The sequence below is a fragment of the Flavobacteriales bacterium genome, from assembly GCA_021739695.1.
Taxonomy (GTDB): domain Bacteria; phylum Bacteroidota; class Bacteroidia; order UBA10329; family UBA10329; genus UBA10329.
The window spans coordinates 167,886-180,771 of the sequence record JAIPBM010000008.1; the positions used below are offsets into that span (position 1 = coordinate 167,886).

At 44.5% G+C, this 12,886-nt stretch carries 12 protein-coding genes; 1 reads left to right on the forward strand and 11 read right to left on the reverse strand.

The features are described 5' to 3' along the window. Positions 1-975: an alkaline phosphatase family protein gene (locus K9J17_07255; GenBank protein ID MCF8276515.1), complete on the reverse strand. Its 975-nt coding sequence runs from the start codon at positions 973-975 to the stop codon at positions 1-3. 50 nt (positions 976-1,025) lie between these two features. Here K9J17_07255 and K9J17_07260 point away from each other — a divergent pair, with 50 nt between their 5' ends. Then, positions 1,026-2,354: a dienelactone hydrolase family protein gene (locus K9J17_07260; protein ID MCF8276516.1), complete on the forward strand. Its 1,329-nt coding sequence runs from the start codon at positions 1,026-1,028 to the stop codon at positions 2,352-2,354. Between the two features lie 13 nt (positions 2,355-2,367). Here the strand turns inward: K9J17_07260 and K9J17_07265 are convergent, their stop codons facing one another. From K9J17_07265 to K9J17_07310, 10 genes are all read right to left on the reverse strand, one after another. Continuing rightward, the gene (locus K9J17_07265; GenBank protein ID MCF8276517.1) at positions 2,368-3,342 is read right to left on the reverse strand and encodes an alkaline phosphatase family protein; all 975 of its coding nucleotides are present in this window, start codon (positions 3,340-3,342) and stop codon (positions 2,368-2,370) included. A 53-nt stretch (positions 3,343-3,395) separates the two neighbouring features. Next, on the reverse strand, positions 3,396-4,553 hold the full coding sequence (locus K9J17_07270; protein MCF8276518.1) for a sigma-54 dependent transcriptional regulator: 1,158 nt from the start codon (positions 4,551-4,553) through the stop codon (positions 3,396-3,398). A gap of 98 nt (positions 4,554-4,651) precedes the next feature. Beyond that, the gene (locus tag K9J17_07275) at positions 4,652-5,584 is read right to left on the reverse strand and encodes a hypothetical protein (GenBank protein MCF8276519.1); all 933 of its coding nucleotides are present in this window, start codon (positions 5,582-5,584) and stop codon (positions 4,652-4,654) included. A 1-nt stretch (position 5,585) separates the two neighbouring features. After that, on the reverse strand, positions 5,586-6,926 hold the full coding sequence (locus K9J17_07280; GenBank protein ID MCF8276520.1) for an ABC transporter permease: 1,341 nt from the start codon (positions 6,924-6,926) through the stop codon (positions 5,586-5,588). Then, complete coding sequence (locus K9J17_07285) at positions 6,923-7,852, reverse strand: ATP-binding cassette domain-containing protein (protein ID MCF8276521.1); 930 nt, start codon at positions 7,850-7,852, stop codon at positions 6,923-6,925. The genes K9J17_07280 and K9J17_07285 overlap by 4 nt, the downstream gene beginning before the upstream one ends. Before the next feature lie 52 nt (positions 7,853-7,904). Beyond that, the gene (gene dnaJ / locus K9J17_07290; protein MCF8276522.1) at positions 7,905-9,062 is read right to left on the reverse strand and encodes a molecular chaperone DnaJ; all 1,158 of its coding nucleotides are present in this window, start codon (positions 9,060-9,062) and stop codon (positions 7,905-7,907) included. Positions 9,063-9,072: 10 nt separating this feature from the next. Continuing rightward, on the reverse strand, positions 9,073-9,663 hold the full coding sequence (locus K9J17_07295) for a nucleotide exchange factor GrpE (GenBank protein MCF8276523.1): 591 nt from the start codon (positions 9,661-9,663) through the stop codon (positions 9,073-9,075). Positions 9,664-9,965: 302 nt separating this feature from the next. Next, positions 9,966-10,292 carry a carboxypeptidase-like regulatory domain-containing protein gene (locus tag K9J17_07300; protein MCF8276524.1) on the reverse strand — a complete coding sequence of 109 codons (327 nt, stop codon included), beginning with the start codon at positions 10,290-10,292 and terminating at the stop codon, positions 9,966-9,968. Between the two features lie 1,310 nt (positions 10,293-11,602). Continuing rightward, positions 11,603-12,382: a DUF3050 domain-containing protein gene (locus tag K9J17_07305; protein MCF8276525.1), complete on the reverse strand. Its 780-nt coding sequence runs from the start codon at positions 12,380-12,382 to the stop codon at positions 11,603-11,605. A 12-nt stretch (positions 12,383-12,394) separates the two neighbouring features. Next, positions 12,395-12,886 (reverse strand): response regulator transcription factor (locus K9J17_07310; protein MCF8276526.1); only part of this gene is annotated, 492 nt, incomplete at its 5' end.

Sequence of the window (12,886 nt, forward strand, 5' to 3'; positions counted from 1 at the left end):
CTACCACCCCAATTCCGTAAACGGAATGGTGTGCTCAAAGCTCACCTTCTGATTCACCTTTCGATTTTGAAGAGTGATGGTTTCATTCTGCCAATCGAAAAGAATCATTCCGAAGTTGCGGTGATAATAGGTTTTACCACGCATCCGATGCGGATTCTTCTCAACCATCACGTTATTAGCGTGGGTTAGTCCGCTGCACATATAATCATATATCGGATATGGCAAATCGTCCCTTTTCAGCTTTGATAGCTCTGCAAAATGACGATCACCTGAAATGAATATCACTCCTTTCACTCCTGTGTCCTTAATGAGTTGGAGCATTCGCTCTCTCGCAGAAGGAAAATGTCCCCAAGTTTCGAATGGATGTTGATCTGAGATGAACTGAAAACTCGCTCCAACAAGAACAATTTTCGCAGTAGAAGATCTGAACTGATCCTCCAACCATTTCCATTGTGCTTCACCAAGTACATCTCCATCAGTATCTGGCTCATCGCGATGGTAACGCTGATCCAGCAATATCACTTTCACCTGTTTGTCGGCTGTACCATAATCGTAACTGGTATAAATACCTTCTTGTTTCCATCTAGGACTATTGCTTGGCTCTTCAAAGAAATCGAGAAACACTTTCTGACTTTCCGCTTTTCTTGGATATTCTTTTCCACCATCATTCACACCGTAATCGTGATCATCCCAAGTGGCAATGATCGGGCATTTAGCCTTTAACAACTGATAATTATAATTATCGCCCAATTGCTGATACTTTCTGCGGAGCACATCCATATCTTCCGTATCGCCATAGATATTATCGCCTAACCAAATCCATAATTCAGGGTTTGTAGCGATAACCGAATTCCAGATGAACTGTTCTCCTATCTGATGACCGCATGAGCCAAAAGCAATCCGTTCAATGGGGTTCTGACCATTTACGATTGAGGAAAAGCAGATAAAAATTAGACCAAGAATCAATTGTTTCATGAAACAAAGTTGGAGTTATTTGCTTAGGTTCGAGCCACAATCATATCATCATGAACAGACTATTACCCCTTTTATTCCTTTGTGCCACATCTAATGTATTTGCTCAGTTCTCTATCGGACACAGGTCAATAACCTACAACGATCCAGCCCGAAGCAACAGAGCCATTGCCTGCGAAGTTTATTATCCAGGCGTTTCAACGGGAGACGATGTGGCCGTAGCCAACGGAGAATTTCCGTTAGTTGTTTTAGGACATGGTTTTTCAATGACCGTAGGCGCTTACCAGAATTGGTGGGAAGAGTTTGTGCCAGACGGTTACATTTTTGTACTACCGACTACCGAAGGAGGTCTTTTTACGGTTAGTCATGGAGATTTTGGATTAGACATCGCTTTTGTAGCAGATCAAATGCAAGCCGCAAATTCCGACAACGGATCTCCATTCTTCGGCAAGGTAAAACCTCGTACCGCTTTGATGGGTCACAGTATGGGCGGAGGAGCAACCATATTAGCTGCTGCAAACAATACTTCAATCGACTGTATTGTCGGTCTGGCGCCAGCAGAGACCAATCCTTCCGCAGCTGCCGCAGGTGCCAATGTGAGTGTTCCTGCTCTGATCTTACATGGTACGGAAGACCAAGTAACTCCAGAGGCCGATCACGCACTCCTGATATACAATGGATTGACATCTTCTTGCAAATATTACGCACGACTTGACGAAGGCGCACACTGCTTTTTTGCCAACTACAATTTTTTCTGCGCTACGGGCGAAATGAACATTGGAACACTGACGCGTGAACAACAACAGGCGCTGAGCTACACCATTGTCAGCCCGTGGTTGGAGTACTTTCTTAAAGATGTTTGTCCAAGCTATGGCATGTTCACCGATGAATTCAACACGAATGCACAATTAGGTCCTAACTTGGAAAGTTGTTCGAATGATGCACCTGTGATTTCTGAAAACAACGGAACACTGGAAAGTGATGCGCAGAACAACTATCAGTGGTATTTGGACGGGAATGAGATTCCGAATGCTGATCAACAGACCTATGCGTACTCACAATCTGGAACGTATCAAGTAGGAACAGTGACTTTGGGTAATTGCCCAAGCTTATCGAACGAAATTGCGGTTCAAGTAACTGGAATTGTTGAAGCAGAAATTGGCATTCAGATTTTTGGAAATGATGTTCGTCTTCGAACCAGAGACCAACTGCAAAACGTGGCAATCGAATGGTTTGATCTTTCGGGAAGGCTGATTGATGCAAAGACCATTTCCTCCGTTGCCAGTAACGGAATCATCAGTCTTTCAAAACCAACATTTGAAGGAGTGAAGTTGCTTCGACTGAGAAGTGACGAGGCTTCTAAAGTTTGGAAGGTTTACTAAAAAGAGTTCTTCTTTACCAACCCAATTCTGAGAAAGGCACGTCTTGTTTAAATCTGGCTTTGCCTTTCGTATCAAACCCCGAAAAGGTTAGTTTATCCGCTTCCCAATCAATATCAATGAAACCGAAGTTGTGGCGACCATAACGCGAACCCTTGATACGATACGGATTCCGATTGATTCCGATCGTATTGTTACCATGCGTAAGTCCGCTTGATGTAAAATCGTAGATCGGATAATCCACCTGATCGTATTTACGCTTGGAGGCTTCCGTAAAATGCACATCACCGCTTATAAAGACCACTCCTTTTGCGTTGGTTTTTCCAATGAGATCTAGCATACGATTCTGTGCCGAAGGGAATTTATCCCAGTTCTCAAAACTTGGTACATCAGCCACAAACTGAATACTCGACCCAATAACGTTCAGTCTTGCATCTGAAGCGATAAGCTCCTTCTCAAGCCATTCCCATTGCGCATCTCCTAACATATCCGCCTCTGCGCTCGGATGTTGGCAACAGTACCGTGTATCAAGCAGAATCACTTTCACCTTTCGCTGTCCTTCACCATAGGTGTAGCTCGTATAAACTCCTTCCTGATTTCTGCGTGGGTCATCTTCCGGTGCTTTCAAAAAATCGAGAAAGATCTGTTTGTTCTCCTTCTTGTTCGCAAAATCTCCTAGCGAATTATTCCCACCGTAATCGTGGTCGTCCCACGTAGCAATGATGGGACAGGCCTGCTTGAGAAGGCCATAGTTAGGGTTGGAATCGGCCTGCTCAAATTTTTCGCTGAAGCTTTTCCCTGGGCCACCTATATCAGAATAAATGATGTCGCCAAGCCAAACCCAAAGCTGTGGATCCTTTGCCACCACGCTTTTCCAAATTTTTTGCTTCGCAAACTGAAAACTACATGAACCGAACGCCAAGCGATCGACCTGCTGCCCAAAAACAGATGAAACGATAACAATAAGAGGAAAGAGAAGCCAATTTTTCATACGGACAAATGTATTGTCCACTTGTGGATGCCAAAGTCAAAAAGTCGAATTCTTTACAATTTCACAAACTGCTCAACATCTCTTTTGGTGATGGTCTTTCCTGAAAGGATCACCAAGCGTTCAACCACGTTTCGAAGCTCACGGATATTTCCTGTCCAATTATAATCCTGTAGTTCTTTGATAGCATCCGCATCAATCACTTTTTTGGCAACGCCTTGCTCATCGCAGATCATTCCAAGGAAATGTTCAATCAAAAGCGGAATGTCATCTTTACGATCGTTCAAAGCAGGAACGTGGATAAGAATGACTCCTAAACGATGGTAAAGGTCTTCGCGGAAATTCCCTGCTTCAATCTCCTTTCGTAGGTCTTTGTTTGTTGCAGCTATTACGCGAACATCCACCACAATTTCCTTCTCTCCTCCTACTCTAGTGATCTTGTTTTCCTGCAACGCACGCAGCACTTTTGCTTGCGCGGAAAGGCTCATGTCACCAATCTCATCTAAGAAAAGTGTTCCACCTGTGGCTGTTTCAAAATTTCCTTTTTTCTGCTTGATGGCTGAGGTAAAAGCACCTTTCTCGTGACCGAACAATTCGCTTTCTATCAACTCTGATGGAATTGCCGCACAGTTCACTTCAATCAACGCGTTATCCGAACGCTCACTCTTTTCGTGAATGGCTCGTGCCACCAATTCCTTTCCCGTTCCATTCGGTCCGGTTACGAGCACGCGTGCATCAGTCGGAGCGACCTTTTCAATCATCTCTCGCACCTTATTGATACCAGCCGATTCTCCGATCATCTCGTAGCTCTTGCTCACTTTCTTACGGAGCTTTTTAGTCTCAGCAACAATTTCGGTCCGATCAAGTGCATTCCGCACAGAAACCAACAATCGGTTCAAATCGAGCGGCTTAGGGATGTAATCGTAAGCGCCCTCTTTTAGAAGATGAACAGCCGTTTCAATATCTCCATGACCAGAGATCATCACAACGGGAGTGTCGGGCGCCAAAAGCATGATACGCTCCAACACTTCCATGCCGTCCATTTTTGGCATTTTGATGTCGCAAAGAATGACGTCATATTTTCCGCCTTTCACTTTCACAACACCCGAAAGACCATCTTCGGCCTCATCTACCTGAAATTTCTCATACTCAAGTATTTCGCGGATCGCGTTGCGGATACTTCTCTCATCATCAATTATCAGAATCTTAGCCATTTTCTTCAGGTATGTGGTTTTAGGTATGAGGTTTTAGCAAATAACCGCTTACCAATTCAACAGATTTCGAATTTAACTTTTTCGTGCTTCGGAACTCTCTAAATGCGATTTTCCATCACTCGATGAAGTACGCCTTCCTTCAACGCATAGCTCGAAAGCAATAACCTTTCCAAAGCACAATTGCTCAGAACCCATTGCACCATGTAAGATGCCAAATGGATGGTATCAACACGCATTTCAACCAACCCGGGAATAGCTTTCCGAGTATCATAATCGTAGATGATCAATCTTTCATGCAGCTGTTTCAGATCATTCAAATCGAATTCTTCGCGAACAACTGAACTCGCCAATTTCGAACTGCCTTTCTCGGACCAGATCATCTCAATGAAGCTATCGAAACTGCCAGAAGACCCAATGAGTGTTTTGACGTTGAACTCTTGGCATTTTTCGAGCAACTCGGTAAGCTGCTCCGTAAAAAGCTGATTTAAATTCTGAATATCCAATTCTGTCACAGGGTCTTGAGGCTCCAGCATTTGTAAAATACGAGAGATTCCCAGTCGATAGCTTTTCATCCAAAGCACGCCTGTTTTGTCAGCAATAATGAATTCGGTGCTTCCTCCTCCAATATCCATGATCAACATTGGTTCGTCTCCAAACTGAATGGCAAGATCAACGCCTTCGTAGATCAGCTTTGCTTCTTCCAATCCATCAATAACCTTTATCTCAAGGCCAAGCTCTGTCTTTACCTCTGCCACAAATTGAGCTCCATTTGAAGTACTTCGAATACCCGAAGTGGCAAACGCCAAGGTCTTCTCGCAATCGTGTTCAGCGATGATGCCAAGATATTCTGAAAGTGCATTTTTAGCACGTTGCATTGGTTCTGGGAGCAAAACCCCCGCAATCATAGCGCCTTCACCGATTTTGACTGCCAACTTCGTATTGAACACCGCTTTGTATGTTCCCGAAGTCGATACATCTACAATAAGTAGGTTGAACGTGTTCGTTCCAAGATCGATGACTGCTACGCGCATCTCAATGATATCGCAGCCATTTCCACAATTCCTTGTAGCTGATCTTCTTACCATACATCAGAATTCCGGTGCGGTAAATACGACCAGCCAACCATGTTGTAGCTAGAAATCCTACGACCAACAGGAACATTGACAAGGCCAATTCCCAAGCTGGCACTCCAAACGGAATACGCACCATCATGATGATCGGTGATGTGAACGGAATCATGGAAAGCCAGAATGACATCGGACTTTCAGGATTGTTGATTACCACTTGTGCCATTACAAATGAAAAGATGATCGGAGCTGTGATCGGTAGCATGAACTGCTGCGAATCTGCTTCATTATCAACAGCAGAACCGACAGCGGCAAATAGCGCACTATAGATCAGGTATCCGCCCAAAAAGTAGAACAAAAAGCTTCCAAGGATCAATGGGAAATTGATCTGCCGAATGCTCGCAAAAACATCATCAATTGCTGCTTGATTGAGTTCTGCCGAAGCTGCTTCTTCCACTTCTGGCGCAACGTCTCCAGCAGAAGACATCGCCTGTTCGATACTGGTTGGAGTATCATTTGAGAACTGATCTTGAACCAATGCCTTTCCCCCTGAAACGAAAGCCGTAGAAAGTACGATCCAAAGCAAAAACTGCGTGAGTCCGACCAAGGCAATGCCAATGATCTTACCCATCATCAACTCAAATGGTTTAACAGACGAGATGATGACTTCGATGATGCGACTCGTTTTCTCCTCAATTACACCACGCATAACCTGCACACCATATAGGAATATGAACATGTAAATAAGAACTCCACTGAACATTCCAACGATCATGCTCAGCTCGGTGTTGCTTTTACTTTCCTCTCCTACTTCATCCAACTTGGTTGTGACGAGACGAATGTTGGTCTTTGCTGCCTCAATGGTTGCTTGATCAATGCCCGATTTGGCGAGTTTGAATTTCTCAATATCGTTCTCAATCGTGTTTTCGATGTAACGGATCACATTGATTCCCGGCTGCTTATCGTAGATGAGCTGAACACCACTTGGAGTTGACATGATATTCTTGTGGATGTAAAGCACCGCGTCAAAATCATCACTCGCCACCATCTGACTTTTGGCACTATCCAATCCATTCTCAGGAAAAAAGAAATGGATGTTTTCTGTATCCGTCATGCGATGATTGAACAGAAAGCTATCGTCAATCACAAGAATATTGGATTCGTCCTCGTCATTCATTGCCATCCAAACTGGCACGATCATCAAGGCAGCCATCAGAATTGGACCAAGAATCGTCATCACGATGAATGACTTCTTGCGAACTCGAGTTAAATACTCGCGCTGGATAATGAGACCGATCTTGTTCATAGCGTTACTTTCTCTTTGTTGTAGCGTTCAACGGCCTCAATAAAAATGTCGTTCATGCTAGGAATCACTTCGTGAAAACCTTGCACTTCCACTGTCCGCATAATGTTTCCCAGTAGCTGATTGGTTGATGCGCCATTCACAAGTCGAACAGTTGCGTCCATGTGGTCAGCTTCTGGGCCGTGACCCAACAATTCGCCATAAGTGCCGAGAGAATTTCCCAATTGCATGACCGAACCATGAAAATCGATGTTGTAAGTCTGCGTTCGGAATCGGTTTCGAACCTCCTTCACTTCTCCTTCCAGAATAACCCGTGCGTTATTGATGAGGGCAATATGATCACATAATTCCTCAACAGAACCCATATTGTGAGTAGAGAAAATGATGGTGGTTCCCTTTTTCTTCAACTCCAATATTTCGGACTTGATGAGATTGGTGTTGATCGGGTCAAAACCGCTGAAAGGTTCATCCAAGATCAACAGCTTTGGCTCATGCAAAACCGTTACGATGAACTGTACCTTTTGCGCCATACCTTTCGAAAGCTCTTCTACTTTCTTGTTCCACCACGCTTGAATTTCGAACTTCTCGAACCAATATTTCAAGCGTGCAAGGGCATCTTTTTTTGAAAGTCCTTTAAGCTGACACAGATAAAGTGCCTGCTCGCCAACCTTCATCTTTTTGTAAAGTCCGCGCTCTTCCGGTAAATAACCGATGTAACCTAAGTGTTTAGGCTGCAACCGTTCGCCATTGAACCAAAGTTCTCCAGAATCGGGACCTGTGATCTGATTGATGATGCGGATAAAAGTGGTTTTGCCAGCACCATTTGGCCCCAAAAGACCGAAAATAGAACCTGTGGGAACCGAAATGCTGATGTTTTCGATGGCCACATGACCTGCGTAGGCCTTGCTTACATTCTCAGCACGAAAAATGGGTGATTGATTCAATGGTAAATGTCAAAGTTCTAAACTCGATATCGAGTTCTCAATTGTGAAAATAGTCTTTCATCTTATCGAAAAAGCTCTTTTCACCTTTTCCTGGATCTGGTTGGAAATTCTCCGAATCGCGAAGTTTTTCCAGCGCAGCCTTTTCGTCTTTCGTCAACTTCTTCGGAATCCAAACATTGGTGTGAACCAGAATATCGCCTTTGCGGCCATAATCCAGATCAGGAATTCCTTTTCCGCGCAAGCGGAGAAGTTTGCCGCTTTGTGTGCCTGGCTCTACTTTAATGCGTGCCTTGCCTTCGATGGTCGGTACTTCAACAGAAGTTCCAAGTACGGCATCAACAAAACTCACGTACAATTCATAGTGCAAGTTGGTGCCATCGCGCTTCAGAAGTGGATGTTCTTCTTCTTCCACCAACACGATCAGATCCCCAGGAATTCCGCTTTGTGCACCAGCGTTTCCTTTACCACGAACGGATAATTGCATCTCGTTTCCAACTCCAGCAGGAATCTTCACTTCTATCACTTCCTCACCTTTCACAATTCCATCGCCATAGCAACTGGTGCATTTATGCTCAATGGTTTGTCCTTGACCGTTGCACGAAGGGCAAGTTGAAGACGTTTGCATCTGACCAAGTGGCGTGTTCATGACGCGTGTTACTTGGCCACGCCCGCCACACGTGTGACAGGTTTTCATGCTTCCACCTTCGGCACCGCTACCGCTGCATTTAGTACAACTGACGTATTTGTTGACTTTCAGCTTTTTGGTGACGCCATTGGCCACTTCTTCCAAATTCAACTTAACACGTACACGCAGGTTTGAACCTTTGTTGACGCGCGTTCTGCGACCTCCGCCACCGAAACCTCCGCCTCCGCCAAATCCACCACCGAAAATATCTCCGAACTGGCTGAAAATGTCATCCATGCTCATGCCGCCTCCGAAACCGCCTCCGCCTCCGAAACCGGCAGCACCACCCATTCCTGCATGGCCGAATTGATCGTAACGTGCTTTCTTGTCAGCATTGCTGAGCACTTCGTATGCTTCCGCAGCCTCTTTGAATTTGGATTCCGCGCTTGCATCATCCGGATTTTTGTCCGGGTGATATTTCACGGCCATCTTCCGATATGCCTTTTTTATTTCAGCAGCATCAGCGCCTTTGCTGATGCCGAGGATTTCATAATAATCTCGTTTTGCCATATTATTTCAACTATGCACCAACAACAACTTTGGCAAACCGAATCACCTTGTCGTTCATGAAATAACCTTTTTCCAATACGTCAACCACTTTGCCTTTCATGTCTTTAGAAGGTGCGGGAATCTGCGTAATGGCTTCATGAATTTCCGAATCAAACACCTCGCCCATACTTTGCATTGGCTTCAGTCCTTTGTTTTCGAGTTCCTTAACAAGTTTATGATGAATCAGTTCAACGCCAGCTTTCACACTCGGAACATCTGTAGCCGTTTCCATATTCTTGCTGGCGCGTTCAAAATCATCTACAATTGGCAACAGGATCTTGAACACATCTTCGCCTGCAGATTTCAGAAGATCCAATCTTTCTTTTGCCGTTCTTCTTCTGAAATTCTCGAAATCGGAATACAGCCTCAGGTACTTATCGTTCAATGCCCTGTAATCTTCCTGAAGCACTTCCAACGGATCAGCGCTTTCGGTCGGATCAGCTGATTCGTTCTCGTTTTCTGCCGTATCAGCATTCAAGTTATCTCCGTTTTCCATCGGTTCGTTCTGTTCCGATCCGGTCGGCCATTGAGCATTCAACTCTTCTTCCTTCGTACTTCCCATGTCAAATATGTTTTCAGCTTTAATAATTCCTATTGCCGTTTGGCACAGCCGCGCTTATCAAATAACCTGCCGTGGCCATCTTTTGGACAATTTGGCAGACACTTCCAATCTAAATGCGGCCGCAAAAGTAAAAAAGGCAGGGAGTTGCCCTGCCTTTTCCTAAAACCTAATGCCGTTCTTACCAAATCCTCTCCGCTTCTCTACACCTCTGGTAAAAGTTCTGAGCGACTATGCCGAGCTCGGTCGAAGTGTAGCGAATCTCTACACTTTCCCAACCTGCTCCATGTCCCCCTTTGGGGGATCTAGGGCGCTTGCTTCATCGGAACATCAATGGAATAGAAATGCCCTGCCGTCAGCTCGATGTCTCCCGACTCCGGCTCATAGCCATCCAGCGTGACCTCTCCTTGCAGCATCACCGTTGCATGAGGGGCATAGTCCACTATTTTCAGATTCAGCAGCCCATCGGCATTCGTCACCGCACTGATCACCGTCCCGTTGGGAGCATTCAGCACTGTGAACTGTGCGCCTTCCCGCGGCAGTTCCGTTTCTTCGTCATAGATATAGACCCCAAGCTCGATCACCGTGGAAGCCACCCCCGTTCCTGCACTTGGCCCTTTCACCAGCGCCAATATCCTATCGAAGGCGTCCGGTGGTTTATTGTATGGGGGTGTGTTAAAATGTAAGTCTCTTGGAGCCTGCCCTGAGCATGTCCATGTGTACTAGCTTATTGGCAGCTGCCGTGCGTTCCCTCCCAAAAATCAAAAGAATACATGTCAATCCTTGCCCTCACGAACACTCCTGGAAATCTATCACTGCATCATGAGAAAGTATCTACAGCACTATTTCAATGAGTTCTGGCACAAGATCAACCGCAGATATTTCGGTGAACAACTGCTCAATAGGCTCACCATCGCTGCGGCAACATGTTTTTTGCAAACAACCAGATTAGCATATTCCTTAATTCACTTACTCAGTCCCCGAAACCTACAAATTAAATGTATGAATCTGAGACCAGTAATTATTACAAAAAGCGCCCTGGTACTCTAAACGTATCGTGTAAAATTGTTTGTTATATTACTTACCTGTATGTCACAGCGTTAAATGATTAAAACGACATCAGCAAAAAAGGCTTGATACGCGGAAGGAAGAACGTTTCAGTTTCAACAGCACTTCTTAATCTGACATTATCACGTTATTGGACCAGCCTCGCTAATCATTTCTGATTACTATGTGGATTGAAATTGGTCAGTACGCATTAGTTGGATTTCAGGGATTTCTTGGATTTTTGAGACACAGCAATCTGGTAATTGGAACCGACAAATTACCGAGGTGGGATGGGAAGGTTTATTCAAACTGTTCTCATGGATGGATTTAATTACCCCGTTTTAACATATAGGGTAAATGTTTGAGTCAGACTCACCCATCCCACTTATTTTTCTTCAGCGCGAAAATCCACAAAGAGCTATTATTCGACCAAAGTCAAACATTGGTCATTAAGGCAAAACCTCGTAAGTAGGCTCTGAGCCATTAAAATATCGCAGGAAAAGCTCTAGGAATAAACGAATTCAGATGTTACGATCAAGAAGAAGGCACTTGCTGACCTCGTCAGTTGGGGTGCGCGCATGGTTAAAAAAGGGGCGAGTAGATTATGTGAACCAGAGCATGTAGAACCACCTAACCTACTCTAAATACTACCCGCCCCAAGCTCAATCTGCGTGCTAAGTTCCATAAATTGTGTATTGGCGGTATAACCAATCCGAACCAAATAATTGCAATTATATACTAATTCAAGCCGTAAGGGCATGATGAATAACACCGACACATTAACGTGGATGTTGGGTCAGCTTTGCTCCAGAAGGACAAGTACCACCGCCAAGAGCGTGTTCTTGAATAAATGCTAAGAATGATATATCACACTCCATACATCAAATTTATATTGCTATCGTAATTGAGTGTGGATGTAACTCCAGAGGTTGGCCCGGAAATGCAAGGCATTACAAGCTGTCTCTGATGCTTCTTCCCACTTCAATTCACTGTCGCCACATAAGGTTTGCAATAGGTTCCATGCTAGAGGGCCGTGATCTTCACCATCCAGTTCGATATGACGTTCGACATAATACTGGAATTTTGGTACTGGCAAGTGGAGAACATTATCGTTCAGTATTTTAGAAAACATCTTTGGTATCACGTCTTCTCTTCCCAAACTAAATGCGGCCGCCATGCAGTGTGTCTTTCCTGTTTCGATGGTTCTGAAAGTGAAGTTCAAAAATTCCTTAACGGCTGTTGGAAGATGAGAACATGATATGGCCACATGAATGGGAACGCCATTACGAATATCATTGATGAAGTTGGATATGAACGTTGTGTCTGCACCTATCTCCCTCATCGCCTCAAGATATAGCTCAAAATGCGATATGTATCGTCCTTCGGGGTCACGGTCTGTTTCTTCAGCAAGAACGATCTCCGTGATAAATCGTGATGCTTCCGAATTTCTTGGTGGTAGCCAAGGAATATCGGTATTGCAAAATTCTCGCTGCAATGCCTTTAACAACGACATGAAATCCCACACTGCGTAAACGTGAAACTCCATGAATTTCCGCACATCGGAAATGGTGTTCAATGATCCATAGACAGGATGGTTGACGACCCTTTCTGTAAACGGATTTACGTTACATAGAAGTCTATCTAACTGAGGAATGGCCTGTTGTACTTCGGTCATATCCTGCGCCTATCAGCTGAACTCAAGAGCAGGGATATTTCCAGACATGAGTTCAGCACGCGAATGCACGCCAAGTACTTTGTAAATACGCTGAACGTGTTGTCCTACGGTGTTTTTACTAACTCCTAAAGATTCGCCAATGTCTTGATAGCTTCTACCTTTCACTAGTTCGCGATACACCAGTTTTTGCGCGTTGGTAAGCTCATTGCTAACGAAAGAATGCAGTTCTGATGAATTGTTGGTGCCGGAATTCGGTGATTGCAGGTAATACACCAGACTATTTGCTGCGGCTGGACTGAGCACATGGTCAAATTTCATGCACTGATCCAAGTAACTACCCAAAGCAAGTACGGCATCTTCTTTTGCAAGGTACCCGTCTGCGCCATTCTTCAAGCACGAAATAACCGTTTTACTTGATACATCGGAAGAAAGCATCAATATCCTGTTATACGGATTTATTCGCTTCAGTTGGTTTATACTCTCAATGGTCTGTTCTCCGAAAAG

What these genes read in the sequence shown, in the direction of transcription:
- dnaJ (MCF8276522.1), bottom strand. Translation starts at nt 9,062, where the DNA reads ATGGCAAAACGAGATTATTATGAAATCCTCGGCATCAGCAAAGGCGCT.
- K9J17_07295 (MCF8276523.1), bottom strand. Translation starts at nt 9,663, where the DNA reads ATGGGAAGTACGAAGGAAGAAGAGTTGAATGCTCAATGGCCGACCGGA.
- K9J17_07270 (MCF8276518.1), bottom strand. Translation starts at nt 4,553, where the DNA reads ATGGCTAAGATTCTGATAATTGATGATGAGAGAAGTATCCGCAACGCG.
- K9J17_07265 (MCF8276517.1), bottom strand. Translation starts at nt 3,342, where the DNA reads ATGAAAAATTGGCTTCTCTTTCCTCTTATTGTTATCGTTTCATCTGTT.
- K9J17_07260 (MCF8276516.1), top strand. Translation starts at nt 1,026, where the DNA reads ATGAACAGACTATTACCCCTTTTATTCCTTTGTGCCACATCTAATGTA.
- K9J17_07280 (MCF8276520.1), bottom strand. Translation starts at nt 6,926, where the DNA reads ATGAACAAGATCGGTCTCATTATCCAGCGCGAGTATTTAACTCGAGTT.
- K9J17_07275 (MCF8276519.1), bottom strand. Translation starts at nt 5,584, where the DNA reads ATGCGCGTAGCAGTCATCGATCTTGGAACGAACACGTTCAACCTACTT.
- K9J17_07255 (MCF8276515.1), bottom strand. Translation starts at nt 975, where the DNA reads ATGAAACAATTGATTCTTGGTCTAATTTTTATCTGCTTTTCCTCAATC.
- K9J17_07305 (MCF8276525.1), bottom strand. Translation starts at nt 12,382, where the DNA reads ATGACCGAAGTACAACAGGCCATTCCTCAGTTAGATAGACTTCTATGT.